The sequence below is a fragment of the Caballeronia sp. LZ035 genome, from assembly GCF_031451175.1.
Lineage (GTDB): Bacteria > Pseudomonadota > Gammaproteobacteria > Burkholderiales > Burkholderiaceae > Caballeronia.
The window spans coordinates 20239-43946 of record NZ_JARUXS010000004.1; the positions used below are offsets into that span (position 1 = coordinate 20239).

At 61.9% G+C, this 23708-nt stretch carries 22 protein-coding genes; 14 read left to right on the forward strand and 8 right to left on the reverse strand.

The annotated features are described in order from the left end of the window. Positions 1 to 53: 53 nt before the first annotated feature. The gene (locus QCE88_RS30440; protein ID WP_309908872.1) at positions 54 to 1487 is read left to right on the forward strand and encodes a DEAD/DEAH box helicase; all 1434 of its coding nucleotides are present in this window, start codon (positions 54 to 56) and stop codon (positions 1485 to 1487) included. 63 nt (positions 1488 to 1550) lie between these two features. Here QCE88_RS30440 and QCE88_RS30445 read toward each other — a convergent pair whose 3' ends face one another. After that, entirely contained in the window at positions 1551 to 2021 is a 471-nt protein-coding gene (locus tag QCE88_RS30445) for a cupin domain-containing protein (RefSeq protein ID WP_309908873.1), read from the reverse strand. A 144-nt stretch (positions 2022 to 2165) separates the two neighbouring features. Here QCE88_RS30445 and QCE88_RS30450 point away from each other — a divergent pair, with 144 nt between their 5' ends. Next, positions 2166 to 3050, forward strand: coding sequence for a LysR family transcriptional regulator (locus QCE88_RS30450; RefSeq protein WP_309908874.1), 885 nt, complete (start codon positions 2166 to 2168; stop codon positions 3048 to 3050). Positions 3051 to 3134: 84 nt separating this feature from the next. On the opposite strand, the gene QCE88_RS30455 is transcribed toward QCE88_RS30450, so the two are convergent. After that, positions 3135 to 4244 carry an alkene reductase gene (locus tag QCE88_RS30455; protein WP_309908875.1) on the reverse strand — a complete coding sequence of 370 codons (1110 nt, stop codon included), beginning with the start codon at positions 4242 to 4244 and terminating at the stop codon, positions 3135 to 3137. Between the two features lie 327 nt (positions 4245 to 4571). Here QCE88_RS30455 and QCE88_RS30460 point away from each other — a divergent pair, with 327 nt between their 5' ends. Further along, positions 4572 to 5519 (forward strand): LysR family transcriptional regulator, encoded by a 948-nt coding sequence (locus QCE88_RS30460; RefSeq protein WP_309908876.1) that lies wholly within the window; start codon positions 4572 to 4574, stop codon positions 5517 to 5519. A gap of 335 nt (positions 5520 to 5854) precedes the next feature. After that, the gene (locus QCE88_RS30465; RefSeq protein ID WP_309908877.1) at positions 5855 to 6526 is read left to right on the forward strand and encodes a GntR family transcriptional regulator; all 672 of its coding nucleotides are present in this window, start codon (positions 5855 to 5857) and stop codon (positions 6524 to 6526) included. A 43-nt stretch (positions 6527 to 6569) separates the two neighbouring features. On the opposite strand, the gene QCE88_RS30470 is transcribed toward QCE88_RS30465, so the two are convergent. Then, positions 6570 to 8198, reverse strand: coding sequence for an NAD(P)/FAD-dependent oxidoreductase (locus tag QCE88_RS30470; protein ID WP_309908880.1), 1629 nt, complete (start codon positions 8196 to 8198; stop codon positions 6570 to 6572). A 331-nt stretch (positions 8199 to 8529) separates the two neighbouring features. Between QCE88_RS30470 and QCE88_RS30475 the strand changes: the two genes are divergently transcribed. The 4 genes from QCE88_RS30475 to QCE88_RS30490 all read left to right on the forward strand — a co-directional run bounded on the left by QCE88_RS30475 (position 8530) and on the right by QCE88_RS30490 (position 11897). After that, complete coding sequence (locus QCE88_RS30475) at positions 8530 to 9366, forward strand: SDR family oxidoreductase (RefSeq protein ID WP_309908881.1); 837 nt, start codon at positions 8530 to 8532, stop codon at positions 9364 to 9366. Continuing rightward, the gene (locus QCE88_RS30480; protein WP_309908882.1) at positions 9363 to 10082 is read left to right on the forward strand and encodes an SDR family NAD(P)-dependent oxidoreductase; all 720 of its coding nucleotides are present in this window, start codon (positions 9363 to 9365) and stop codon (positions 10080 to 10082) included. Before QCE88_RS30475 ends, QCE88_RS30480 begins: the two co-directional genes overlap by 4 nt. A 71-nt stretch (positions 10083 to 10153) precedes the next feature. Continuing rightward, entirely contained in the window at positions 10154 to 11485 is a 1332-nt protein-coding gene (locus QCE88_RS30485; protein ID WP_309908883.1) for an MFS transporter, read from the forward strand. Positions 11486 to 11693: 208 nt separating this feature from the next. Beyond that, complete coding sequence (locus QCE88_RS30490) at positions 11694 to 11897, forward strand: cold-shock protein (protein ID WP_309834876.1); 204 nt, start codon at positions 11694 to 11696, stop codon at positions 11895 to 11897. An 81-nt stretch (positions 11898 to 11978) separates the two neighbouring features. On the opposite strand, the gene QCE88_RS30495 is transcribed toward QCE88_RS30490, so the two are convergent. After that, positions 11979 to 13004: an AraC family transcriptional regulator gene (locus QCE88_RS30495; RefSeq protein WP_309908884.1), complete on the reverse strand. Its 1026-nt coding sequence runs from the start codon at positions 13002 to 13004 to the stop codon at positions 11979 to 11981. A 141-nt stretch (positions 13005 to 13145) separates the two neighbouring features. Between QCE88_RS30495 and QCE88_RS30500 the strand changes: the two genes are divergently transcribed. The 4 genes from QCE88_RS30500 to QCE88_RS30515 are packed head-to-tail and all read left to right on the forward strand — an operon-like array spanning position 13146 to position 17046. After that, positions 13146 to 14084 carry a 3-keto-5-aminohexanoate cleavage protein gene (locus tag QCE88_RS30500; protein ID WP_309908885.1) on the forward strand — a complete coding sequence of 313 codons (939 nt, stop codon included), beginning with the start codon at positions 13146 to 13148 and terminating at the stop codon, positions 14082 to 14084. A gap of 47 nt (positions 14085 to 14131) precedes the next feature. Then, positions 14132 to 15475 carry an MFS transporter gene (locus tag QCE88_RS30505; protein WP_309908886.1) on the forward strand — a complete coding sequence of 448 codons (1344 nt, stop codon included), beginning with the start codon at positions 14132 to 14134 and terminating at the stop codon, positions 15473 to 15475. A 23-nt stretch (positions 15476 to 15498) separates the two neighbouring features. Continuing rightward, positions 15499 to 16239 carry a beta-ketoacyl-ACP reductase gene (locus QCE88_RS30510; RefSeq protein WP_309908888.1) on the forward strand — a complete coding sequence of 247 codons (741 nt, stop codon included), beginning with the start codon at positions 15499 to 15501 and terminating at the stop codon, positions 16237 to 16239. A 15-nt stretch (positions 16240 to 16254) separates the two neighbouring features. After that, positions 16255 to 17046 (forward strand): SDR family oxidoreductase, encoded by a 792-nt coding sequence (locus QCE88_RS30515; protein WP_309908889.1) that lies wholly within the window; start codon positions 16255 to 16257, stop codon positions 17044 to 17046. Positions 17047 to 17053: 7 nt separating this feature from the next. Here the strand turns inward: QCE88_RS30515 and QCE88_RS30520 are convergent, their stop codons facing one another. The 3 genes from QCE88_RS30520 to QCE88_RS30530 all read right to left on the reverse strand — a co-directional run bounded on the left by QCE88_RS30520 (position 17054) and on the right by QCE88_RS30530 (position 20266). Continuing rightward, complete coding sequence (locus QCE88_RS30520; RefSeq protein ID WP_309908890.1) at positions 17054 to 18556, reverse strand: CoA-acylating methylmalonate-semialdehyde dehydrogenase; 1503 nt, start codon at positions 18554 to 18556, stop codon at positions 17054 to 17056. Between the two features lie 32 nt (positions 18557 to 18588). Then, positions 18589 to 19038, reverse strand: a complete 450-nt coding sequence (locus tag QCE88_RS30525; RefSeq protein WP_309908891.1) for a universal stress protein — start codon at positions 19036 to 19038, stop codon at positions 18589 to 18591. Between the two features lie 82 nt (positions 19039 to 19120). Then, positions 19121 to 20266 (reverse strand): porin, encoded by a 1146-nt coding sequence (locus tag QCE88_RS30530; RefSeq protein WP_309908892.1) that lies wholly within the window; start codon positions 20264 to 20266, stop codon positions 19121 to 19123. A gap of 266 nt (positions 20267 to 20532) precedes the next feature. On the opposite strand from QCE88_RS30530, the gene QCE88_RS30535 reads away from it, so the two are divergent. Next, the gene (locus QCE88_RS30535) at positions 20533 to 21459 is read left to right on the forward strand and encodes a LysR family transcriptional regulator (RefSeq protein WP_309908893.1); all 927 of its coding nucleotides are present in this window, start codon (positions 20533 to 20535) and stop codon (positions 21457 to 21459) included. A gap of 54 nt (positions 21460 to 21513) precedes the next feature. Here QCE88_RS30535 and QCE88_RS30540 read toward each other — a convergent pair whose 3' ends face one another. After that, positions 21514 to 22371: a sugar phosphate isomerase/epimerase family protein gene (locus QCE88_RS30540; RefSeq protein WP_309908894.1), complete on the reverse strand. Its 858-nt coding sequence runs from the start codon at positions 22369 to 22371 to the stop codon at positions 21514 to 21516. 212 nt (positions 22372 to 22583) lie between these two features. On the opposite strand from QCE88_RS30540, the gene QCE88_RS30545 reads away from it, so the two are divergent. Beyond that, entirely contained in the window at positions 22584 to 23687 is a 1104-nt protein-coding gene (locus QCE88_RS30545; RefSeq protein WP_309908895.1) for a sugar ABC transporter substrate-binding protein, read from the forward strand. Positions 23688 to 23708: the final 21 nt, after the last annotated feature.

Below are 23708 nucleotides of genomic sequence, written 5' to 3' on the forward strand. Positions count from 1 at the left end.
GCGCGCTCAACCCCGTAGCCGTTAAAATTGCGGCTTTAGCCCGGATTCCCTGTATGTCGTTTGCCTCGCTTGGTCTGATCGACCCGCTGCTGAAGAACGCGCAGCGTCTCAACTACCAGACACCGACACCCATTCAGGTCAAGGCGATTCCGGCCGTGCTCGATGGCCGTGACGTCATGGCTTCGGCCCAGACCGGAACGGGCAAGACAGCGGGATTTGCGTTGCCGCTGCTGCAACGACTCGTGCAACAAGGCCCGCGAGTGTCCAGCAACCGTGCGCGCGTGCTCGTGCTGGTGCCCACGCGCGAGCTGGCTGAACAAGTGCTGCAAAGCTTTGTTGACTACGGCGAAGGGCTCGATCTGCGAATGACGGCAGCGTATGGCGGTGTCAGTATCAATCCGCAGATGATGAAGCTGCGCAAGGGCGTGGACGTGCTCGTTGCCACGCCCGGCCGTCTGCTGGATCTCAATCGTCAGAACGCGGTGCAGTTCGATCAGATAGAAACGCTGGTGCTCGACGAAGCCGATCGCATGCTCGACCTGGGTTTCGCGCGCGAGCTCGACGCTGTCTTTGAGGCCTTGCCCGCTGCGCGGCAAACCCTTTTGTTCTCTGCCACGTTCACCGACGAGATCCGCGCCATGGCGGCGAGCATTCTGCGCAGCCCGGTCGATATCAGCGTCAGCCCGCCCAATGTCACTGCAAGCAAGATCCGGCAATGGGTGGTGACGGTGGACAAGCGAAACAAGCCAGGTCTCTTCATGCATCTCGTGGCTGAGAAGAAGTGGACGCACGCACTGGTGTTCGTCAAGACCCGCGACGGCGCAGACTACCTGTCCGCCATGCTGGATGAAGCGGGCTACGCGGTGGATACCATCCACGGCGACAAGCCGCAGCCCGCGCGCTTGCGTGCGCTGGAACGCTTCAAGACAGGCGAAGTGCACATGCTGGTTGCCACCGATGTCGCCGCGCGCGGGCTGGATATCGACGCGCTACCGCTCGTGATCAACGTCGATCTGCCGATCAAGCCGCAGGACTATGTTCATCGAATCGGGCGTACCGGCCGGGCGGGATCGAGTGGCGTGGCCGTGTCTCTCGTGTGCGCCGACGAAGCGCCGCAACTGGCGGCGATCGAAGCGTTGATCGGGCAAACGCTGCGTCGCGAAGAGGTGCCGGGCTTTGAAGCCGAGCACCGCGTACCGCAAACCAGCGCGACGGGACAGATCATCAAGAAACCGAAGAAGCCGAAGAAGCCGAAGAAGCCGAAGAAGCACAAGGCGTTGCAAGCGCCGGAGGCAGTGCAGGGAATCGGCAAAAAGCAGCAGCCGCAAGGTGGCAAGCCCGCGACTGGAGGCGAAGGCACAAGCCTCTCAGGCCCGAATCCATTCAGCGTGACCAGGCCACGGAGCAAACCCGTCGGCAAGCCGCCTGCGGGATCCCGCAAGCCGGCAGACAAACCTGTGGGTGGCCGTAGCAAACGCCCGCGTTAGCCGCCTTCCAGAAAACCCGCTCCCGTTCAAGGGCACTGCGGACCTCATAGGCCACGCCTGACGTCATTCACGCGCGGCCGCTGGCGGATGGATCGTGATGCCGAAGCGCGCGGCGGCCTCGACCATGCGCGATTTGGCCGCAACGGTGGGTTCATGCAATTCGGCGGGCGCGGGCTGCGGGTCCGCGCAGGCCTGAACGAAACGATCGAAACCCGCCGGCACGCAGATCACGAGATACCGCGCCGTCTGCGCGCCGACGTTGATCAACTGATGGCGTTCGCCGCGCGCGAGCGTCAGGGATTCACCCGCGTGCAATACTTTCGGCGCGCCGTTCACGACGACCTTGAGTGCGCCCTCGACGATCACGATCGTTTCTTCCTCTCTGTCGTGATGATGCATGGGCGTGGCACGCCCAGCCGGTGATGCGATTTCGAGCACACAATACGCGTCGCCGGTGTGCGCGCCGGATACGTGAATGCGTGTGCGAGAGCCGCCGAAGTCGTATTCGATGGCATCGGCGTGAATGACGGACATAGCCGGTATCTCCCAGTAGTTGAAGCGATCAAAAGTTCGGCGCGATCAAGGAACGCCGCATCTGCATGCACTGTAGGGGAGAAGCGGCCGCAGAATGGCGCCCGCCCTGTCATCACTTTGACGACGCCGAGTCGCGAATCACGCATGAAAAATCTAAACCAGTTCGTTCATTTTCTGGCGGTGGCCCGGCACGGCAGCTTTGCGCAAGCCGCACGCGATCTGGGGCTCGCACCTTCGTCGGTGGCGAAGAGCGTTGCGCGTCTGGAGCAGAATCTCGGCGCGCGGCTGTTTCATCGCACGACGCGCGCGGTGTCGCTGACCGACGAAGGGCGGGTGCTTTTTTCGAAGTGCGAGCAACTCTTCGCGCAGATCGAAGCGCTGGATCTGGCGACGGTCGGAGAGTCCGACGAGCCGGCTGGCGTCCTGCGGATCGGCGCGCCAATCGGCTACGGGGTACGGATCGTACTGCCAATGCTCGCGCGGCTTCGCGAACGCCATCCCGCGCTTGAGTTCGATCTTCGCCTCTCCGATGGACGCGTGAGCCTGCTCGATGAAGGCCTCGATGCCGCCATTCGCTTCGGCGCGCTCGAAGACTCGTCGCTGATCGCGCATCGGATCGATGAACAGCCGCTCGTGTTGTGCGCGAGTCCACGCTATCTCGTCGCCCACGACGAGATTCGCGCTGTCCGCGATCTGGAGCATCACGCGGTGATTGCCTTTCGCATGCCGACGAATGGCCGCGATCGTCCACTCGAATTCATCGAGAACGACAAGCAGATCACGATGACGCCTCATTCTCCGTTTCGCATCAGCCACGGCGAGGCGCTTGCAGAGGCAGCGGTGAATGGCATCGGCATTGCACAGATGCCTGCGTTTTACGCCCGGCCGTATATCGCTGAAGGTTCGCTCGTTGAAGTGTTGCCGAACTGCCGGCCTGCGCCGCTGGCGGTGAGTCTCGTGTTGCCCGGATCGCGCGTGCGTGCCGCGCGTGTGAATGCGTTAGTGAAGGCGTTGACCGAAGATCGCTAAGGTTGTTGTCTTCCTCCGGGCACGATCCGCGCGGACACGTCGGGCGCGCTGGAAAGCAAACGAGCACGTTCCAGCGCAGCGCCATCACGCCGCAATCGCCGTCCCGCGATAGAACGGGTAGTCGGTATACCCCGCTTCCGTGCCGCCGAAGAAGGTGGGGCGGTCGTACGGATTCAGCGGCAGATGTTTGCGCAGCCGCTCGGGCAAGTCCGGGTTCGCGATGAAGTGTCGCCCGAATGCGACCAGGTCCGCGTCGCCTGACTGGACGATCGCTTCGGCGCTGTCGCCGTCGAAGCCGCCCGCCACGATGATCGGACCGTGAAAGCGCGCGCGCAGCGATGGCGCCGCGACCGGCCGCTGATCGCGCGTGTCGTCCTCGATGTTGCCGGCGATGCGAGGCTCGATCAGATGCAGATACGCGATGTTCAGCGTGTTCAGTTCATCCGCTACGTAGCCGAAGAGCGCTTGCGGATCGCTGTCGGACATGTCGCCCCAGGAGCCGCTCGGACCGAGCCGCACGGCGACCTTGTCCGCGCCCCACACGGAGATCACCGCACGCGTCGCGTCGAGCAAGAGACTCGCGCGATTCGCGATCGAGCCGCCGTACTCGTCGGTGCGCTGGTTGCTGCCGTCCTGAAGGAACTGATCGAACAGATAGCCGTTGGCCGCGTGCAGTTCGACCCCATCGAAACCGGCTTTCACGCCACGCGCCGCCGCCTGGCGAAAGCGCTCGACGATGCCCGCCATCTCTTCCGTGCGAAGCGCGCGATTCGGCGTGTTCGGCGCCCAGCCGGACTCCGTATAAGCGACCCCGCCGTGCGCAATCTCCGACGGCCCGATAGGTTGTCCGCCGTTCGGCTGCAACTGTGCATTCGACTGGCGTCCCGCGTGATAAAGCTGGAGGAAGATGCGGCCGCCTTTGGCATGCACGGCATCCGTGACGGCTTTCCAGCCAGCGATCTGGCTGTCATCGTAGAGGCCAGGCGCGCCGAGATAGCCGTTGCCTTCGGGCGATGCAATGGTCGCCTCGCCGATCAGCAGCGCGCCGGGCGAGCTGCGTTGCGCATAGTATTCGGCCATCAGCGGGCCGGGGCGTGCGCCGCTTTCGGCACGCATGCGGGTGAGCGGGGCCAGCACGACGCGATGCGCGAATTCATACGAACCGATCTGGACGGTCGAGAAGAGCTTGGACATGTTGATCTCCACAAGGAGTGAGCTTCGGGTTGGATGCTGCCGACGCGCTGCGCGGCGACGCTTGACGGCAATGTAGCGCCATGCCGAAGCGGGAAAAACCGTCTGCGAGTCGCGGCACTGCGGACGCGCGCGTCCACAATCCGCCGCGTCCCGGCTGGGGTGGCTCGGCGCGGACGGGCTTGCATTGTTTGGTCGAGACGAACAGTCAGTTTGTGGCGCACGCCTGCATCGACACGCGCAAACTGCGCATTTACTGAACGCGGCGCAGCGGACAACGATGTCCGGACGCACGAACAGCAGAGTGAGCGCACAAAGGAGAGCCTTGCGATGACTGAACCGGATTCCCTTGCGCGCGCGAGCGCAGCCAATGCAAGCGCGGGCGGCGCGCTGGATCACATGAGCGGCATGGTCGTCTTCACGCGCGCGGCGGAGACGCTGAGCTTCGCGGAAGCGGGGCGGCAGCTCGGGCTGTCCGCATCGGCGATCGGCAAGGCGATCGCGCGCCTCGAGACGCGGCTCGCGGTGCGGCTCTTTCATCGCAGCACCCGCAGCGTGCGTCTGACGAACGAAGGCGAGCTGTTCCTCGCGCGCTGCCAGCGCATTCTTGGCGAGATCGAGGAAGCGGAAGCTGAACTGGCGCTTTCCCGGACCACACCGACCGGCCGGTTGCGCGTGAGTATTCCGCTGGTCGGCACCTTGCTCATGCCGGTGCTGTCCGGGTTCATGCGCCGCTATCCGGGCGTGCAGCTGGACATCGACTTCAGCGATCGCATCGTCGATGTCATCGAGGACGGCTTCGACGTCGTGCTCCGCACCGGCGACGCACTCGATTCGCAACTCACGATGCGCACGCTCGGGCACTACACGCATGTGATCGTCGCTTCGCCGGCGTATCTCGCGCAGCACGGCACACCGGCTCAGCCGGAAGATCTCGTGACGCATGCGTGCCTGCAACATCGCTTCTCCCGCACGGGGCGCTTGCGACGCTGGGCGTTCGTGCGCGATGGCGTGCCTGTCGAGGTGGAACTGCCGTCGACGGCTGTGGCGAGTGCGGTCGAGCCGCTGATCGCATTGGCGGAGCAAGGGCTGGGCTTCACCAATGCGCCGGACTTCGCGGTGCGCGCGCAATTGGCGGAGGGCTCGCTCGTTATCGTGCTGAGCGACTTCCTGCATGACCGAATTCCGTTCCGCGCACTGTGGCCGTCGGGACGGATGACGCCGCCAAAAGTGCGCGCGTTTGTAGACTTCCTGAGCGCGACTCTTTTCCCGGAGTAGAGGAGATTCGGATGGGGAGTGGATTGTCCCGGTGGAATGCTGATCTCGCGACGGACGAATACCGACTAGCGTTGCCACGGCGCGTGTCGCACAATAAGGACTCTGGATCCCGGTGACCATGCAAGTGCAGGAAACACAAGCACAGTCACCGGATCAATCCTGTGCACAGGCCAGACACAAGAGACGACACCGTGCAGGAGCGCGTCGCAGTTTGATTGCGTGCTCACCTGCGCGCGCGATAGTACCGAGAGAATATGATCGTCGACAACTTCTTCCAGTTATATCAATCGAAAGCCGCGGAAAGTCCGCTCAAGCACGAGTATCTCAAGGCGGTGATGATCGCGGCCATCGAGGACAGTCACTGGCGCGACGGCGACAAGTTGCCGACCGAACAAACCCTGGCGAAGATCACGCCGTTCAGTCTGGGAACCGTCCAGAAAGCGGTCGGCTCTCTCGTCAGCGAAGGCTATGTGCAGCGCAAACGCGGCCACGGAACCTTCATCATTCCAAGAGAGAAGCGCCTGGGTGAACCGTGGATCTTCCAGATCCTGTCAGCGGACGGCCATCGCTTCATTCCAATGACCAGTTCCGTGTCGCGGCGCGTCGAGGTCGAGTCGGATGCCGCGTGGGCGCGCTGGTTATGCTGCGATGTCGAAGACCGGCGCATTGTCCGGACCGACCGCATCATCGTTGCCGAAGACTACACGTTCTTTAGTTGTTTCTACCTGGACGCTGCGCGCTTCCCGCACTTCATCGATGCGCCTTTCGAAACCTTGCGAAGCGAGAACTTCGTGAAGCTGATCAAGGAGATCTATCAGGTTTCCGCGTCGCGCATCGTGCATACGGTACGCACTGCGGTGCTGCCGCGCCACGTAGGCGAAGCATTGAAGTTGCCGCAAAAGACTTACGGCACGCATCTCGAGATCATGGGCAGCAGCCCCGGCGGAGAACCCGTGTTCTACCAGCAGCTGTATTTGCCTGCCGGTGGCCCGCGGATTTACCTTTGACATGTGCCCATGACACAACGGCATCCGTATCCTGTTCGATACGTCAGCTGATCAAGAAGCCTTCGTATCCCTTGCTCGCGACTTCGCCGCAGATCTCCGCATAACGCGCCATGCCGCCGGCATAAGGCATGAAGACACGCGGCTTGCCTGGTATGTTCGCCCCGAGGTACCACGATGAACTCGCCATGGGCATCAAGGTCGCGTCCGCAACCTCGTTGACATGCCTGGCCCAGTTCTCGGCGGCGGTGTCGGCCGGCTCGATACGCGTCGCGCCCTGATCGCGCATCCGCCCGATGCAAGCCGTGATCCATTCGACATGCTGCTCGATGGCGATAGGCATGTTCGTCAATACCGACGGACTCCCCGGTCCCGTGATGGTGAACAGGTTGGGAAAGCCCGGCGACTGTAGTCCGAGATAAGTACGCGGGCCATGCGCCCATGCGTCCTTCAGCTTCAGTCCGCCGCGGCCCTCGATGTTGAGCGCCATCAGCGGACCCGTCAGCGCGTCGAACCCTGTGGCGAACACGATCACGTCGAGCGGAATCAACGCGTCGCTGGTGCGGATTCCCTCCGGCACGACCTCGACGATCGGTGTGGCCTTGAGATCGACCAGTTCGACATTGTCACGGTTGAAGGTCTCGAAGTAGTGGGTATCGATCGGCGGCCGCTTCGTCGCATACAGGTGATCGCGCGGTGTCAGCTTCTCCGCAATGGCCGGATCCTTGACGATATCGGCGATCCGCTCGCGAATGAACTGCGACGCCGTCTCGTTCGCCTCGCGGTCGGTCAGCAGGTCCTTGAAGGTGGCCCGGAAACGCAGTCCGCCGCGTTCCCACGCGGCGTGATAAGCCTGTTCGCGTTCGTCAGCGGAGACTTCCAGCGCGGATCGCGTGGACACATCGAAAGGGTGACCGTTGATCGAACCGCGCGATTTCGCACGGATCTCCTTGCGATGCGTCGCGGCCCAGTCGCGGAAGCGTTGATCGACCGGGCCGTTGCGCGCCGGAACGCTGTAGTTTGCCGTTCGCTGGAGCACCGTCAGGCGTTCGGCCTGCTGCGCGATGACCGGCGCCGCCTGGATGCCCGTTGAGCCCGTGCCGATCAATCCGACGCGCTTGCCTTCGAACGCCACGCCCTGCGCCGGCCAGCGTCCCGTGTGATAGCGCTCGCCGGCGAATGTCGCCAGGCCCGGAAGCGACGGCACGTTCGCCGTGGACAGGCAGCCGACCGCCGTCACCAGATACCGTGCTTCGAACTGTTCGCCGTTTTCAGTCGAGACGCGCCAGAGATTCTGCGTCTCCTCATAGGACGCCTGTGTCACGCGGGTATCCAGCTGGATGTCCGGCCGCAACGCCAGCCGGTCCGCCACATGATTCAGATAGCGGCGAATCTCGTTGTGATCCGGGTAGCGCTCGCTCCATTCCCATTCGTCCTGAAGCTCGTCGGAGAACGTGTAGCAGTAGTAGTAGCTTTCCGAGTCGCAGCGTGCGCCCGGATAACGATTCCAGTGCCACGTCCCGCCGACGCCGTCTCCCGCTTCCAGCAGCCGTACGTCGAGTCCGAGGCGGTCGCGCAGCATGTGGAGCTGATACAGGCCGGAGAACCCGGCGCCAATGATGATGGCGTCGTATCGATGACCTCGTTCGCCGTTGACGACTCGCGTGCTGTTCATGAGCTCTCTCCAATGTTCGACTTCGAATCAGGCAGGGCGATGGCCGCGCAATCCCACGCGGCATGATGCGCCCGTGCAGACTTCCATGCACGCCGGTTTCAAAAGGCGCTGCGGGCTGCGTCCGAGTTACTACATAGTAATGCGGCTCCGTCAAATGACGCGAATAGTGTTTTCCCCGATTTCCAGCGAACTCGTCCGCCGCAACACTGGGCGCACTGTAACGCTGAGCAAGAAGCACTCTTCAGATCATCCCGGCAGCAGGGAAGCAGTGATGCCCAATCCGATGATCATCCGTTTTACTACATAGTTTTACGGTCGTTAGGATGGACTGATGAACTCGAATCCAGCTCCAGGTCCACTGTCCGTCGTCGTGACGGGCGGGAGCAGCGGCATCGGTCTTGCGACCGTGCAATCGATCCTCGAACGGGGCGGCAACGCGGTGGTCATCGACCTGGATGTGACGCGCTGCGACGACCTCTTGCGCCGGTTTCCCGGGCGGCTTCAGTGCTTTACCGGAGATGTCGCCGACGAAGCGCGGTTGAAAGACATCCTCGACGTTGCGTCGTCGGCGTCCAAGATTCCATTGAGCGGACTGGTCACGTGCGCCGGAATTGCACCGATCCCGGCTCCGATCGAGGACACCACCGTCGAGGCGTGGTCGCGCGTACTCGAGTCGCATCTCACCGGCACCTATATCTGCTGCAGGGTTTTCGGCGCCGCATTCGCGCGCTCAAGCGTGTCCGGCTCGATCGTCACGCTCGCGTCGGTACTGGCGCATCGGCCGGGGCCCGTGCTCGCGTATGGAGCGGCCAAGAGCGGCATCCTCAGCCTGACCGAATCGTTGGCCGCGCACTGGGCGGCACGCGGGGTGCGCGTCAATGCGGTCGCGCCGGGCTGGACCGACACCCCGTTCGTGCGGCGCAAAGGGCGCACCGACAAGGACTTCCAGTCGATCATCGACGCGACACCGCAGGCTCGCCTGCTCGATCCGGCCGAGATCGCCGAGGTGATCCTGTTCCTGCTCTCGCCTGCGTCCAGCGCTGTTACGGGCTCGACGATCAACTGTGACGGCGGCTATGTCGCCGGTTCCGGCTGGGCGCCCTACGGCGGCTTTCCTCGCATGCCGGCCGGTGGCGCGACCTTCCATTCACCCCGGGAGACTTCATGAGCGATTTGAACGGTCAACGTGTCGTGATTGCCGGCGCGGCAGGCGGGATCGGACGGCAGGCCGCCGCGCTGCTGGCCGCGGCCGGTGCGACGCTGCATCTGCTCGACATCCGCGCGCCCGCCGAGACGCGCGAGGCCAACGCAGCGTGCGGCGGCATCGCGTCGGTGCACCGCTGCGACGTCGCGCGCCGCGCCGAGGTCGAGGCCATTGCGGCGCAGATCGGCCCGGTCGACGTCCTGCTCGACACGGCCGGTGTCTGGCCGCACGACGACTGGATGGCGCCCGACTGGGACGCGGCATTCGACCGCGTGATCGACGTCAATCTGCGCGGCCCGATCAATCTCGTGCGCGCCTTCCTGCCGGGCATGATCGAGCGGCGGAGCGGCCGCATCGTGCTGTGCGGTTCGATCGCGGGCTGGACGGGCGGACTGATGTCGAGTCCGCACTATGTCGCGAGCAAGGGCGGCATTCATGCGCTGGTGCGCTGGTTTTCCCAGTTCGCGATCCCGCACGGCGTCTGCGTCAATGGTGTCGCGCCGGGTCCGGTCGCGACACCGATGACACAGGGCGCCAATCACGACCTGCGCAAGTTTCCCCTCGGTCGCCTGGCCGAACCACTGGAAGTCGCCCACGCGATGGTCTTCCTGTGCAGCCCCGGCGCGAGCTATGTGTCGGGCACGGTGGTCGACGTGAACGGCGGTCTCTACATGCGCTGAGGGACCTCGGGCTGCCGTTCGCGTCAGACCATCATCGCGGTTCGTTTCGAAGAAGGGAGGAGACATACCCCATGGAATCCAATCACGCTTCATCGTCGTCACCGAATACGTTGACGACGTCCGCGTCCTGGCTGATCACGCTCGCAGCCGGCTTCGGCCTGTTCTTCGACGCGTTCGCGTCCGTCATCTACACGGTCACGGTGCCGCTGGTGTCGAAAGAATTCAACGTCTCGCCGCATTTGCTGGCCGGCACCTTCGGCTCGGTGTTCCTGGTCGGCTATACCTTCGGCACGATCCTGTTCGGCGTGCTGGCGGACCGGCTGGGCCGGCGCCTGACGCTCGGCATTTCAATCGTCGGCTACGGCGTGGCGACCGCGCTGACCGGCATGGCGAACAACCTGCTGGTGCTCGGCGGCTTGCGCTGCGTGACCGGCGTCGGGGGGGCGGGCGAGTTCTCGGTGGGCTTTCCGTATGTATCGGAGGTATGGTCCCGCGCGAAGATGGCACGCGCGATCGGGCTGACCTACGCGTTCTGGGGACTCGGCTACTTCTTCACGATCTTCGTGTTCGAGACGCTGGTGCCGCAGTTCGGCTGGCGCGCGTCGTACTTCTTCGCGCTGATCCCGACGGCGGTGATCCTGTTCGCACGGCTGCGCCTCGAGGAATCGCCGCGCTTCGTCCACGTGCTCGAAGCGCTGAAGAAACTCGACGCCAAGAAAACCACGCTCGCCCAGGCGTGGCGCGTGCCGAAGTATCGCCGCCGCCTGATTGCCGCGATCCTGATTGCGACGGCCATCACCTACGGCTATTACGCGCTGGCCTTCTACCTTTCCGCGTTCGTGGTGGGCACGTATCACATGACGCCGACCAGCGCGGGCTGGTTCACGATGCTGTTCGTCGCCGGCGACATGGTCGGCATCCCGATCGCGGTGTTCGCCGCGAACCGCTTCGGACGGCGCAAGTCGGCGCTGGTGGGCGCGGTGCTCGGCATGATCGTGACGACGCTCTGGTGGCAAGGCAATCTGCCGCTGCACTGGTTCGGGATTTTCGAATTCCTCGGCTCGACCTTCATCGGCTTTGAATGGACGATCGCGCTGATCGTGTTGTGCGAGATCTTCCCGACCGAGATCCGGGCGTCGGCATTCGGCTGGTCGCTCGGCATCGGACGGATCATCTCGATCGCTGCGCCGTCGGTGACCCAGTTGCTCGCGCATTACATCGGGCTCGAACATGCGATCCAGTCGTCGGTGCTGATCTATCTGTGCCTGATAGCGGGTTTCATCCTGCTGCCGGAAACGAAGTCGATGGAATCCGGGGAGTTCGTGCTGTCGCCGGGCGCGCTGGACACGGACAGCACGCTGTCAGGCGCAGGGGTCCACGGCCAGGCGAAGCTCGACACCTGAAGCCAGGAAAGCGTGGTGCCCTGCATGGCGTGTTTCCCGATAAGTATGTTGAATGGGAACCGAGTGCCGCCCGGATTGGCCGAGTCCGGGATCAGTAATGCATTGATCCAGTGTTTTGACTAGTTGTCTTGTTGCCGATGTCAGGTCATGATAGCGGCCGGCGACTGCGAGGGCGGCGCTATCTTTCATCATTCAGGGTCAAGCAAACATGGCAACCGGTACGGTCAAGTGGTTCAACGATGCAAAAGGGTTCGGATTCATCACGCCGGACGCAGGCGGAGAAGATCTGTTCGCGCACTTCTCCGAGATCCAGTCCAACGGCTTCAAGTCGCTCGCGGAAGGACAAAAAGTGAGCTACGACGAGAAGATGGGCCCGAAGGGCAAGCAGGCGTCCAATATCAAGCCGGCCTGATCGGGAAGCGCCACGGCAGGTCACACCCTGCCGTGGCGCAGTGCAAAACCGAATCAAGAAGTTATTTGAATTGCAATCGGGTTAATCACGCAGGTCTTCGATTCCCTTTCCCGTCCAACGCTTGAGTGCCCGGCGGAAATTCGCCGCGTCGCTGAAGCCGAGCAGCATCGCGACGTCTTCCGAACTCATCTTGGTCGTCTTGAGGTATTCGAGCGCAAGCGAGCGTTTGACATCATCCACGATAGCTTGAAACGTCGTGTCTTCGTCATTCAGCCGCCGCCTGAGCGTGCGTGAAGTCAGATGCATCGACTTCGCCACGGTTTCCATGTCTGGAAAGCTTCCGGGCGTGGACATCAGGCTCTGATACACCTCGCCCGAAATGCCGCTCGATGTCTTGGCCTGTCCTATCAGGCGGTCGCAGGTTTCCTGAAGCATCGCCGTGGTGAGCGGATGCGCGAGTTGCGGCTTGCGACCGAGGATAGCGCTGTCGTAAATCAGTTCGCATTGATCCTGTTCGAATAGGCACTCGCATCCCAGATACTCGGGATAAAGATCGGCATGCACCGGCGCGGCATAAGAAAAGCACGCTCTCACCGGCGGACAGAGACCGCCCGCCACATCCTGAAGATGCGTGACATGCTGAGTGTATTGCTGCTCGATAATGAATTCGCGCAACTCGCGGGACGGACTGGAGACGAACGCGTCGGGAAACGTCCACACCATGCGATCGGGATACTCGGTCCATTCAATCGCGACAGTCGGCGTGGCCAGGCTATGGTATTTCACGCCCAGCTTGAAATAGTCACGCAACGACAGACAGGACATGAGCGCATAGCCGTACATGCCATACGCCGACAGATGCAGCTTGCGGCCCACCTTGAACGGCGTCGCCGGTTCGCAACCGAGCAGGACTGCATTGCGGCAGACCGTCGCGTACTGGCCGACCGACGTCAGTACCGATGCGTCCTGTAGTTCGCCGAAGGTGACGCCCGAGCCGTTCAGGCTGTCTTCGGGCGCAATCCCTTGCTCTTCGAGCACCTCGACCAGCGCGGCGATCTTGTAGGGCGCGAACATGCGCTCGTTCAGCGGCGGTCGAACGGTAGCCATGCGTGTCAGATGTCCTCTGATGACCTTCGGGTGTCCGGAAAAGACCTTTCGCCCGGCATGCTATCTCAATAATATTTCCGTCACAAGGCGCCACTCCGTGCGAGCGCGGCGCTGACCCATAACGGAGACGAGGACACACCGATGATCGATTCCGCCCGCAAGGTCATCATTTCTTGCGCTGTGACCGGCGCGACGCATGTCCCGACGATGTCGGAGCATCTGCCGATCACCCCCGCCCAGATTCGCGATCAGGCGATCGAGGCCGCCGCGGCAGGCGCCGCGATCATCCATCTTCATGCACGTGATCCGCACGATGGCCGCCCGACGCCCAACCCCGAGATCTTCCGCCAGTTCGTGCCCGCGATTGCGGAAGCGACGGACGCGGTCATCAACATCACGACCGGCGGCAGCACGCGCATGACGCTCGCGGAGCGGCTCGCTTATCCCTTGCTGGCCGCGCCCGAGATGTGTTCGCTCAACATGGGGTCGATGAACTTTTCGATTCACCCGCTCGCAGCGAAGGTGTCGTCATGGCGCTATGACTGGGAGAAGGATTATGTGGAAGGCATGGAAGACATGATCTTCCGCAACACCTTCAAGGATATCCGGCACATCCTTCTCGAACTGGGCGGGCGAGGCACGCGCTTCGAGTTCGAATGTTATGACCTCGGCCATCTCTACAATCTCGCGCATTTCGTCGATCAGGGTTTGATCAAGCCGCCGTTTTTCATTCAGTCGGTGTTCGGCATTCTGGGCGGCATGGGTGCGGATCCCGAGAACATGACGGTGATGCGTGCCACGGCCGACCGTCTGTTCGGGCGCGAGAACTATCACTTCTCGGTGCTCGGCGCGGGCCGTCATCAGATGCCGCTCGTCACGATGAGCGCCATTCTCGGCGGCAACGTTCGCGTCGGGCTGGAAGACAGCGTCTACATCGCGAAGGGCGTCAAGGCCGAGTCGAATGCGCAGCAAGTGCGCAAGATCCGCCGCATTCTCGAAGAGCTGTCGTTCGAGATCGCCACGCCGGACGAGGCGCGCGCCATGCTCGGACTGAAAGGACGCGACACGGTTGCACCATAAGACTTTCGATATTCAAAGACAGGGCGCAGACCCATCCCGGAGACAGCATGAACCTCATCAACGACCTCGACAAGCTGCATCGCGTCGCCACGCACAAGGCGATGCAGCGTCTGATTCCCCTCATGTGCGCGATCTACTTCATGTCGTTTCTGGATCGCACCAACGTGGCGCTGGCGAAGGCGCAGCTCGCCATTGATGTCGGCATCAGCGCGGCCGCATACGGACTGGGCTCGGGCATCTTCTTCATCGGCTATGCGCTGCTGGAAGTGCCGAGCAATCTCGCGGCGCACCGGATCGGACCGCGTCGATGGATAGCCCGCATTGCGGTCACATGGGGCATTCTCTCGACCGCGATGATGCTGGTGCAGGGCGAGTGGTCGTTCTACGTGCTGCGCGTGTTGCTGGGCATCGCTGAAGCCGGACTGTTCCCGGCGCTGATGTACATGGTCACGTTGTGGTTCGCGCCGAACGACAAGCCGGTCGTGGTGGGCTGGATCTATATCGCGCCGGCGCTCGCGCTGATGCTCGGCAGCCCGCTCGGCGGGGCGCTGATGCAGATGAACGGCCTGGGCGGCCTGCACGGCTGGCAATGGATGTTCATGATCGAAGGCATTCCGAGCGTGCTCGTGGGCATCCTGCTTTTCTTCAAGATGCCGGAACGTCCGAGCGATGCACGCTGGTTGTCCGCCGAAGAAGCCCAGGTGCTGGAAGCACGCGCCGCCGCCGATGCCCACGCTCATCCCGAACTGACCTCATCCGACTGGATGGCCGCGCTGAAGCGTCCCACGACGGTGCTGATGGGCCTGATCTACTTCCTTAATCAGGTGGCGTTCGTCGGACTGTATTTCTTTGCGCCCTCCATGATCCAGCAGATGCATGTGAAGACGCCGTTTCTCATCGGCGTGCTGTCGGCAAGTGTCGGGCTTGGCTTCCTGCTGGGCGTGCTCGTGCTGCCCCGGATTCATCGGCGCTATGGCAATGACTGCGCGTTTCTGGGCATTCTCACGATCGGACTCATTGCCGGTGCGTGTGCGTTCATCGCCACGTCGAGCCCCGCCGCGCGCATGGTGCTGCTTGCGGTCACCGCGTTCTTTGCGGGCGGCGTGCTGCCCTCGTACTGGGCGATTGCGATGAAGCGGCTGCACGGCATTCAGGCGGCGGCGGGGCTTGCATTCATCAATACGATCGGGCTGATTGGCGGCTTTGTCGGACCGTATCTGTTCGGTCTGACCGAGACGGTTACCGGACGCAGCGATTCCGGCTTTTACATCATTCTGGTAGCGTCCTTGCTGGGCCTGCTGCTCGTGCCTGTGTTCGCCAAAGCCATTCGCCGCGAAGCCGAAGCGTCGCGGCCGCTTGCAAACGGCAGTGCTGCAGGCGTGCATTCCTGAACAACTGACGCAAGAGAGAAACCATGAGACTACAAGACAAGGTCGCGTTGATCACGGGCGCGGGGCAGGGGATTGGCGCCGCCACGGCGCTCAAGTTCGCGCGCGAAGGCGCGGTGGTCGTCGCGTGCGATATCAACGCATCCTCGCTTCAGGCAGTGACCGAAGCATGCATGAACGCAGGCGCGCAGACGGCGGCTTACTGCATCGATACGACGGACCGGCACGGTGTGGACGAGGTGATCGCGAGCGTGATCGATCGCTTCGGCCGGATCGACGTGCTGGTGAACAACGCAGGCATCACGCGCGACGCACGTCTTCAGAAAATGACGCTCGACCAGTTCGACGCGGTTATCGACGTCAATCTGCGTGCTGTTTTCCACTTGAGCCAGGCTGTTTCGCATGGGATGGTCGCACGCGGTTCAGGCGTCATCCTGAACGCGAGTTCGGTCGTGGGGATTCATGGCAACTTCGGGCAGACCAACTACGCGGCATCGAAGTTCGGCGTGATCGGATTCACGAAGACGTGGAGCCGTGAACTGGGTCCGAAGGGCATTCGCGTGAACGCGGTCGCGCCGGGGTTCATCGACACGGCGATCCTGTCGACGATCCCTGAAGACGTGCTGCGCAAGATGCGCGAGCAGGTTCCGCTGGCGCGGCTCGGTACGGCTGAAGAAGTCGCGAACGTCTACGCGTTTCTTGCAAGCGACGAGGCGAGCTACATCAACGGCGCCGTCATTGAAGTGTCGGGCGGCATGACGCTCTAGAACCTTTCCCTTGCCATGAAACCTTTTGAACTGTTGAAGCCGCAGCCTGGTCTGCGGGTGTTGATCACCGGCGCGGCCTCCGGCATCGGAGCGGCGATGGCCCAGGCGTTCGTTGAAGTGGACGCGAAAGTCGTGATCTGCGATGTCGATGCGGCCGCCGTCGATCGATTCACGTCGACGAGTGCTTCGTTATATGGCTGCGTTGCGGATGTGAGCGATGCGGCTCAGGTCGATCAGGTGGTTGCGCTGGCCGAACGCGCGCTGGGCGGCCTGGATCTGCTGATCAACAACGCGGGCATTGCGGGGCCGACCGGCGCGATCGAAGAAATCGACGCGCAGCAATGGGAGCGAACCGTCACGACGAATCTGAACGGGCAGTTCAACTTCCTGCGCAAGGCCGTGCCGCTGATGAAGGCGACTTCGCAGCGTGCGGGCATCATCACGATGTCGTCCGTTGCGGGAAGGCTCGGCTACGCATTTCGCACGCCGTATGCAGCCACGAAGTGGGCGCTGGTCGGGCTGACCCGGTCGTTGGCCGTGGAGCTTGGGCCGAGCGACATCCGCGTCAATGCCATTCTTCCCGGCGTGGTGGAGGGCGAGCGGATGGATCGCGTGATCGCGGCACGGGCCGAGTCGCTCGGTGTGAGCGAGTCGGCCATGCGTGATGATTATCTGAAGAAGATCTCGCTGCGTCGCATGGTCACGGTCGACGATATCTCCGCGATGGCGCTGTTTCTTGCGTCGCCCGCCGGCCGCAATATCACGGGGCAGGCGATCAGCGTCGATGGGAATGTCGAGTATCTGTGATCGATACTCAAACGTTTTTCCCCGCCTTGATCGGCCAACGCTGGATGACGCTCTTGTAGTTCGTGTAGAAGCGCACGGCTTCTTCGCCGTGAGTGTGATGATCGCCGAACAGCGAGCGCTTCCAGCCGCCGAACGAATGCCACGCCGAAGGCGTCGGACTCGGAACATTGATGCCCACCATGCCCGCCTGGATCTGGCGCGAGAAGGTACGCGCCGTGAGGCCGTCAGCGGTGTAGAGGGAGACGCAATTCCCCAGTTCGTGCGCGTTGACAAGTGCGATGGCGCTCGCAAGATCGGGGACGCGCACGACCGATAGCACCGGCCCGAAGATCTCTTCCCGATAGATGCTCATGTCGGGCGTCACATCGTCGAACAGCGAGCCGCCGAGAAAGAACCCTTCTTCGTGACCGGCCACGGCGTGTCCGCGGCCATCGACAAGCAGCCTGGCGCCCGCCGCGACGCCCGCTTCGATGTAACGAATGACCTTGCTGCGATGCGCCGCGCTGATGAGCGGACCCATGTCCAGATCGGGCTCCATGCCGCCGCCGATCCTGAGCGAGCGCACGCGCGGGATGAGGCGCTCGACCAGTTCATTGCCGATATCGCCGACGGCCACCGCCACCGACGTCGCCATGCAGCGTTCGCCTGCGGAGCCGTACGACGAGTTGATCAAGGCATCGATCGTCTGGTCGAGATCGGCATCGGGCATCACGACCAGGTGATTTTTTGCGCTGCCGAGCGCCTGCACGCGCTTGCCGTGCCGTGCGCTTTCCGTATAGATGTACTCGGCGACGGGCGTCGAGGCGACAGCCGATATCGCCTTCACGTCGGGATGCGCCATCAATGCGTCGACGACGGCCTTGCTTCCATTCACGACATTGAAGACCCCTTTCGGGAAGCCCGCCTCGGCGAACAGCTCGGCGAGCCGCAAGGACGCCGATGGCGTGCGCTCGGAGGGCTTGAGGATGAAGGTATTGCCCGTGGCCGCTGCCATGACGAACATCCAGCACGGCACCACCACCGGAAAATTGAACGGCGTGACGCCCGCCGCAACGCCTAGCGGCTGACGAAGATTCCATGCGTCGATACCCACGCCGGTCTGATCGGTGAAGTCGGTTTTGAGGAGGTCGGGAATGCCGCATGCGAATTCCACGATCTCGAGACCGCGTCCCACTTCACCCCTGGAATCGTCGAACAGCTTGCCGTGATCGCGGGTAATGAGCTCCGCGACTTCGTCGGCATGTTTTTCGAGCAGCGCCTTGAACTTGAACATCAGGCGCGCACGAATCAGCGGTGGCGTTTCGCTCCAGGCCGGGAATGCGGCCTGCGCAGCGCTCACGGCGGCGGCAACTTCGTCCGGCGTTGCGACGGGCACGCGCGCGGAGATGCGCCCTTGTGCAGGATCGAATACGTCGGAAAACGACCCGCCGGTGCCGGCGACACGTCGACCGTCAATGAAATGGCCCAGCTCTCGCACTGTGTGCGCGTTCGAATCGCTTGCTTCGCTCATCGCTTCCTCCTGTCTCGAGTTCATGTCGTCCGTCACATCGTGTCGCGGGTCTCGATCAGAACCGGACACGGTGATCGATCGATGACGCCATCGCTGGTCGACGGCGTCGCCCAGCGGCGCAATCTGGATAAGTGGTGATGTCCCATCACGATGATCTCGGCGGTGAGCAACTTTGCCTGCTCGACGATGACGTCGGCAGGAGCGCCTCCGCGAAGCGCTTTTTCAACCACCAGGTCGCGCCCGGCGAGTCGTGCTTCGGCTTGAGTCAGGATGGCTTGCGCAAGAAGGGTCTGCGCGTGGGCAGCGGGGTACACGAGGCCATCGGGTGCGTCGTCGCTGCCATCGGGCGAGATCATGTACGACGGATCGACCACGCATAGAAGATAGACAGTCGCGGCGGGCGACGTCAGATGTGTCACGAGGTCGACGACACACTCGCTTTGGGGTGAGCCGTCCAGCGGAACGACAAGCTTGTTGAACATAGTGGGGCGCAAGCCGAAAGGTCAGAGGAAGTATCACTGTTCAGGAATGGCGTTCGCCGTGCGCTGATGCTTCTTCGCGTGCTCAGAACCGCGCGCGCATCCCGATCGCCACGACCACCTGATTCGACGTGGACGAAGCGCCGCCCGAGTTATTGATAAACGCCACATAGCCGTGACCGATTGCATGTTGAAGCATGCTTTCCACATAGACATCGGTACGCTTCGACAAGGAATACACGGCCTGTACATTGACCTGATTCCATTTCGGGTCGGCGCTGTAGGTCTGGCTCTGCGTCACATGTCCGTCCGTGTAGGTGTAGGACAGGCCGAAGATCAGCACATGCGTCAACGCATACTTTGCGTTGAGTTCGTAGTTGTCGAATCTGAGTGTGCCGTTCTGCGATCCAAATGATCGCGTACCCTGGAATTGACTGTGCGAATAAGCGAAGCCCACCGTTGCGCTTCCGAAGGCGTAATTGACTGCGGCCGCGACGGTGCGCTGAACATCGGCTCCGAGCTGGAATCCGGCGGTGCCGTTGGACTGGCTCTCTGCCGAATCGATTGCGCCTGAAGTGTTCGTCGTCGAGTCCGACCCGTTTGCCTGCGAGTACGCGGCGGCCGCATTGAACGCGCCGTGGGTATAGGTCGCGCCGACGCTGTAAGCACGATTGTTCGTGAAGGCCGGACTGTTCGAGAATGCGTAAAGTCCGCCGAGTTTCAAGCCGAAATAGTCGTCGCTCGTGTACTTGATGGCATTGTTGATACGGATCGAGTGGTCGAGATTGTCGTTGTCGAAGGGGTGAGCAAAGCTTGCATCGCCGAAGGTGGTGGCAACGCCCGTCAAAGGCTCGACGAAGTCAGTCAGGAAGTCATATTGGCGACCCAGGGTGAGGGTGCCGAGGCCTTTCGCATCGAGGCCGACGAATGCTTGCCGGCCGAAGAAACGGTTGTCCTGTCCGAGCCTGCCGGTTTGAAGATTGAAGCCGTTCTCCAGAACGAAGATGACGTGCAGTCCCGCACCCAGGTCTTCCGTGCCGCGCAAACCGAAGCGGCTGCCGTTGATCTGGCCGCTGGTCGTCTGAAACAGCGCGCCTTGAGAGCCGCCCTTGGCGACATTGTTTGTATAGGACAGTCCGGCATCGATCAGTCCGTACAGCACGACAGAGGACTGAGCCTGGGCCGACGCCGACACGATGCCGGATAACACAACTAGAGCGAGTCTCTTCATGTCACACCCCGGAGCGGACAGGACAAGTGCGTGTCTACAGCGTACCGTTCGATGCGATGCTGTTCAAACGAACGACGGTAAAAACAGCTTTTTCGCGTGGGTGAATATGCCTGTCAGTGGGGAGGCGCAAGCAGGAATATCCGGTGGTATGACGTCGATATACGCAAGCATGGGCTCGGCACCCCAACGGACGCTGGAGTCGCCGGCGCTTTGCACCTAGTCTTCTTTCAGATCGAAGACTGAGGTGCGCGATGGACCAGCTTTACATGTTGCGAGCATTCGTGGCGGCCGCGCGGTTTCAGAGTTTCAGCAAGGCCGCCGAGTCGTTGAATGTCAGCACGGGCTCGGTATCGAAGGCGATTGCGAAGCTCGAAGCGTGCATGCAGACGAGAGTCCTGCTGAGAACGACGCGCTCTGTCTTTCTCACCGACGCCGCACGGCCGTACTTCGTCACCTGCAGCCGTCTGCTCGAAGAACTCGACGAGGCCAACCGGCGCGTCTCGCAAGAGCGGGAGTTCGATGGAGGCAGCCTTCGACTGGTGATTCATCCCACGCTCATGAACGTGGAATTCGCGCGACTGTTGCGCCATTATCGGCGCATCGCACCGCACATCAGGCTCACGATTTCCGTGGAAGACGGGCCGGTCAATCTCTACGGAGGCCGCTTCGATCTCGCGATGCTTCCGTCGCATCTGGTCGAGCAGTCCACGGTGATTCGACGCACGTTATTGAGCTCGCCGTGGATATTGGTCGCTTCACCGGCCTATGTTGCCGAATACGGCTTGCCGCAGCGTGCTGCAGATCTTGCCGCTCATTTCCTGCTGGTTCATCATGGCGCGAAAGCGAAGAGTCCCCAGGTCGTGGAATTGTACGAAGAGGGAAGAAAGGTGGCCGTAGCCCCGATCTCTTCGATGGAAGGCGACGAAGTGCTGCTACGCGCGGCAGCCGTCTCGGGAATGGGCATCGCCATTTTGCCCGAGACGATGGTTCGTGAAGACATCGATACGGGGCATCTCGTGCAACTGCTTCCCGAATGCACGGGTTCGAACGGCAGCGTCGAAATATGTCTTTTCTATCCTCACCGCGAAATGTTGCCGGCACGGCTTAGAAACTTCGTCGACTGTTGCATCGACTTCTTCAGAACCGCAAGCGATAGCGCGGATGAGGCGCAATGCCTCGAACAGGTGAGGTGAGGCTGTTTTACTTATCGCGCGCTGCCGCTTTACATTCATCCCGCTGGATGCCGACTAGTTGTCGAACTGGCTGATCGTGGCGTTATACGCACGCGCGGCCATTGCTTCGAGCGGAAGCTTGCGCTCGACCTCAGACAGGATTTCGACGCCCCACGGGCCTTCCCAACCGGTGGCTTGAATCGCCTTGATGAAGCCCTTGACGTCGAGGACGCCTTCTCCCGGCAGGCGACGCTTGTGACACGTGTCCATCCACAGAGGTTCGATGGCATAGCGGTCTGCGTCGTCGAGTTCAATCCCCTTGATGAACTCCGGCTTGATGGTGGCGATCTCCTTGAAGTCGATGTTGCCGCGGCTCAGGTGCCAGATGTCGAGCAGCAGGCCTGCATTGGCCTTGTTAGCCCCTTCGACGATGGCCTTGCCCGTTTCAATCGTGCGTACGTTGCTGAACGGCATGATCTCGAGCATGACCTGCGTGCCGCGCTTCTCGGCGTCCTCGGCCAACTTGCCAAACTCTTCAACCATGAGCGGGACATTCGCGGTGTCTTCACCGATGCCGGGGCCAACCTTCACGACACGCGCGCGAAGTTCTTCAGCAGCTTTCAGGTAGTAGTAGCGCTGGCTGTCGGAGGTGCGGCGACGCTCGCCGGTTTGATACCAGTCGACCAGGAACTCGAACTCGACGTGCTTGATTCCGTTGGCTTCGAGGATGCGGCGCATTTCCGGGAAGCCGATCTTGTCGGCGGTGGCGTAGATGTCCGAGTGAATCAGGCCGATGCCGTCCCAACCCGCTTTCGCCGCTGCTTCAACTCGGTCCTTGAAACTGAAGGGGCTGATTTCGGTCGGACCGAAGGGATAGACATCGCCCGAGAGCGTGAAGTAAGCGGCGACGAGTTCGATTTTGGACCTGGACATGTGAGACCTCTTGAAAGTGACGACGGCGGTGGGATGCCGGTCGCTGGGAATTGATGTCCTGAACTATCACGTAGAAGTCACAGCAGATAAACAGCCCTCGAATCGTCTTTCCGTAGAGAAAAACTACACAATCGATCCAGGCGCCGCCTACTGGACCCTCGCGTAAGGCTCGTCGCGCGACTTTTCAAGCCTCCTGACGCAATCGCTCCGATGTGGCCACCACTTTTCCAGTGAGAGGAAATAACTTTTCGTTCTGTCGCATTTTTCTTTCCTATATCAAGCCTTACTGTGCCTCCATCAAAACATCAAAACCCGGCTCGATGACCCCATGGGCCTATTGGAGACACAGCATGAACTTCCGTAAATCCCTCATTTCCTGTTTCGCCCTGGCGGCCATGGCAAGCGCATTGGGCACCAGCGCCCATGCAGCCGATCAGGCCCGTGTTGCGTTGCTGATGCCGACGCAGAGTGTCGAATACTGGGCGCTCTACGCGAAGGGCTTTGAGAAGGAAGCGGCCGCCCAGGGCCTCAAGCTCGACGTGAAGGTCAGCAACTACGACGCAAACGAACAAGCCACCGTGGTCGACCAGACGCTTGCACAGAAGCCCGACGTCATCGTTCTCATCCCTGTGGACTCGAGCGCCATGGTCCCGTCGATCCGCAAGATTGACCAGGCCAGGATTCCGCTGGTCATCTCCAACTCGATGCCCGACCAGAAGTATTCGAAGTACTGGAAGGTCTTCACGGGACCCAACGACATCAGCAACGGCGAAGTGGCCGCGAAGACCATGATTCAGGGCTTCAAGGAAAAGGGCTATGGCGACAAAGGCAAGGTCATCGTCATCAACGGGCCGATGGGTACGCCGCCTCAAGTTCAGCGCTATCAAGGCTTCGTGGATGGCCTCAAGAAGAATGCGCCTGGAATAGAGGTCGTCGGCTCGCAGCCGGCCGACTGGGATGCTGTGAAGGCAGAGGCCGCAGCGTCGGCGCTTTTCACCCAATTCAAGGACGTGAAAGGCGTTTACACGGAGAACGATTCGCAACTTCGCGGCGTCGTGACTGCTGCTCAGCGCCTCGGACTCGACCCGTCGAAGCTCGTCATCATCGGCCACGGCTGCGACTCCGGTGCGGTGGATGCCATCGCCGCTGGAAAGGCCTACGCCACGGTCGAGCAGTCGCCGTTTGATGACGGTGCGTATGCTGCACGGGCCGCCAAGGACCTCGCAGCGGGCAAGGCGCCGCAAGCCATCCAGTATCTGCCGAATCCCGCTGCGACCAAGGCAACGCTCAACGTCTGCTATTCGCAGAAGAAGTAACGCGCGCTGCAGGGTTACACG

Bases quoted from the DNA above. Each gene is read 5' to 3' on its own strand.
- QCE88_RS30440 (WP_309908872.1), top strand. From the start codon at position 54: ATGTCGTTTGCCTCGCTTGGTCTGATCGACCCGCTGCTGAAGAACGCG.
- QCE88_RS30445 (WP_309908873.1), bottom strand. From the start codon at position 2,021: ATGTCCGTCATTCACGCCGATGCCATCGAATACGACTTCGGCGGCTCT.
- QCE88_RS30450 (WP_309908874.1), top strand. From the start codon at position 2,166: ATGAAAAATCTAAACCAGTTCGTTCATTTTCTGGCGGTGGCCCGGCAC.
- QCE88_RS30455 (WP_309908875.1), bottom strand. From the start codon at position 4,244: ATGTCCAAGCTCTTCTCGACCGTCCAGATCGGTTCGTATGAATTCGCG.
- QCE88_RS30460 (WP_309908876.1), top strand. From the start codon at position 4,572: ATGACTGAACCGGATTCCCTTGCGCGCGCGAGCGCAGCCAATGCAAGC.
- QCE88_RS30465 (WP_309908877.1), top strand. From the start codon at position 5,855: ATGATCGCGGCCATCGAGGACAGTCACTGGCGCGACGGCGACAAGTTG.
- QCE88_RS30470 (WP_309908880.1), bottom strand. From the start codon at position 8,198: ATGAACAGCACGCGAGTCGTCAACGGCGAACGAGGTCATCGATACGAC.
- QCE88_RS30475 (WP_309908881.1), top strand. From the start codon at position 8,530: ATGAACTCGAATCCAGCTCCAGGTCCACTGTCCGTCGTCGTGACGGGC.
- QCE88_RS30480 (WP_309908882.1), top strand. From the start codon at position 9,363: ATGAGCGATTTGAACGGTCAACGTGTCGTGATTGCCGGCGCGGCAGGC.
- QCE88_RS30485 (WP_309908883.1), top strand. From the start codon at position 10,154: ATGGAATCCAATCACGCTTCATCGTCGTCACCGAATACGTTGACGACG.
- QCE88_RS30490 (WP_309834876.1), top strand. From the start codon at position 11,694: ATGGCAACCGGTACGGTCAAGTGGTTCAACGATGCAAAAGGGTTCGGA.
- QCE88_RS30495 (WP_309908884.1), bottom strand. From the start codon at position 13,004: ATGGCTACCGTTCGACCGCCGCTGAACGAGCGCATGTTCGCGCCCTAC.
- QCE88_RS30500 (WP_309908885.1), top strand. From the start codon at position 13,146: ATGATCGATTCCGCCCGCAAGGTCATCATTTCTTGCGCTGTGACCGGC.
- QCE88_RS30505 (WP_309908886.1), top strand. From the start codon at position 14,132: ATGAACCTCATCAACGACCTCGACAAGCTGCATCGCGTCGCCACGCAC.
- QCE88_RS30510 (WP_309908888.1), top strand. From the start codon at position 15,499: ATGAGACTACAAGACAAGGTCGCGTTGATCACGGGCGCGGGGCAGGGG.
- QCE88_RS30515 (WP_309908889.1), top strand. From the start codon at position 16,255: ATGAAACCTTTTGAACTGTTGAAGCCGCAGCCTGGTCTGCGGGTGTTG.
- QCE88_RS30520 (WP_309908890.1), bottom strand. From the start codon at position 18,556: ATGAGCGAAGCAAGCGATTCGAACGCGCACACAGTGCGAGAGCTGGGC.
- QCE88_RS30525 (WP_309908891.1), bottom strand. From the start codon at position 19,038: ATGTTCAACAAGCTTGTCGTTCCGCTGGACGGCTCACCCCAAAGCGAG.
- QCE88_RS30530 (WP_309908892.1), bottom strand. From the start codon at position 20,266: ATGAAGAGACTCGCTCTAGTTGTGTTATCCGGCATCGTGTCGGCGTCG.
- QCE88_RS30535 (WP_309908893.1), top strand. From the start codon at position 20,533: ATGTTGCGAGCATTCGTGGCGGCCGCGCGGTTTCAGAGTTTCAGCAAG.
- QCE88_RS30540 (WP_309908894.1), bottom strand. From the start codon at position 22,371: ATGTCCAGGTCCAAAATCGAACTCGTCGCCGCTTACTTCACGCTCTCG.